Below are 246 nucleotides of genomic sequence, written 5' to 3'. Positions count from 1 at the left end.
CGAACAGCGTCCCGCCCTTCACTGTGGCATCGTTGGCGATAAGCATGCAACCGCGCCCGCAGACCTGTCCGACGCCCGTGATAATTGTCGCGCCCGGCGGCACGCCGTCATACATGCCTTCGCCCGCGAACTGGCAAAATTCGAGGAACGGCGAGCCGGGATCGATCAGCGCAGCGATCCGTTCGCGAGGCAGTAATTGCTTGCGCTCCTTGTGCAGCAGCCGCGCCCGTTCCGGACCGCCGACCA

Annotated in this window: 1 protein-coding gene; it reads right to left on the bottom strand. The window is 65.0% G+C overall.

Features of this window, described 5'->3' with window-relative positions:
• Positions 1–246 (bottom strand): carboxyl transferase domain-containing protein (locus G8O24_RS43420; RefSeq protein WP_283815678.1); only part of this gene is annotated, 246 nt, incomplete at both ends.

This window comes from Bradyrhizobium campsiandrae (assembly GCF_014529705.1).
Lineage (GTDB): Bacteria > Pseudomonadota > Alphaproteobacteria > Rhizobiales > Xanthobacteraceae > Bradyrhizobium > Bradyrhizobium campsiandrae.
Note: the sequence above shows the minus strand (reverse complement) of the source record. Positions and strands in the feature narration are given on the sequence as shown.